Raw genomic sequence first — 646 nt, 5'->3', positions numbered from 1 at the left:
GAGGCGGGCGCCCCGCTGCCGGTCGACACGCGCCCGGAGATCCGGCAGCGCTACGCGGCGCAGGCGCAGGCGCAGGCGCAGGCGTCGACCTGACGATCGGCGGACCCGGGCGGGTCCGGGCGGGGTCCGGGCCTCGGCGCGTAGCATGGCGGGAGGACGTCGTCGTCCGACGACGCCCCTCCGACCGAGCAGGAGGATCGATGATGATGTCCGAACCCGATGAGGCCCGCGCGACCGATCCCGACGACGTCGAGGGCACGTACACCGAGGTCGAGGGCGAGGCGCCGCACAAGCGGACCGTCGAGGGCGAGTACACGCGCAGCAACGGCGTCGAGGAGGACGAGTCCGTCGTCGGCGACTACACCTCCACCGAAGAGCACCCCGACGTCCACGCGGCGTCCGAGGAGCACGGCGACTACACGCGCTCGGAGGAGGGCCACCCGAAGCCGCACCCCGGCATGCACAAGGGCTGAGCGCCGCCCGGTCAGCCGAACGATCGAGCGAGATCCGCGCCCGCCGCCTCGAGCCAGCGCAGCGGATCCGCCATCGCGGCCGCTCCCCCGCCTGCGAGGTCGGCCAGCGACGCGGATGCCGCGAAGCCCGACGCATCGGCGTCGATCGCGCCGGCCACGAGCGCGACGGGCAC

Annotated in this window: 1 protein-coding gene; it reads left to right on the top strand. The window is 74.6% G+C overall.

Annotation, left to right across the window (positions count from 1 at the left end; all coding sequences use genetic code 11):
* The first annotated feature begins 206 nt into the window (after window positions 1-206).
* On the top strand, window positions 207-473 hold the full coding sequence (locus tag ESO86_RS18215; RefSeq protein ID WP_129236073.1) for a hypothetical protein: 267 nt from the start codon (window positions 207-209) through the stop codon (window positions 471-473).
* Window positions 474-646: the final 173 nt, after the last annotated feature.

It is taken from the genome of Agromyces binzhouensis (assembly GCF_004135055.1).
In the GTDB taxonomy this organism is placed as follows: domain Bacteria; phylum Actinomycetota; class Actinomycetes; order Actinomycetales; family Microbacteriaceae; genus Agromyces; species Agromyces binzhouensis.
The sequence above is the reverse complement of the archived record's forward strand: the minus strand, read 5'-3'. Positions and strand labels throughout refer to the sequence as shown.

What these genes read in the sequence shown, in the direction of transcription:
- ESO86_RS18215 (WP_129236073.1), top strand. Translation starts at nt 207, where the DNA reads ATGTCCGAACCCGATGAGGCCCGCGCGACCGATCCCGACGACGTCGAG.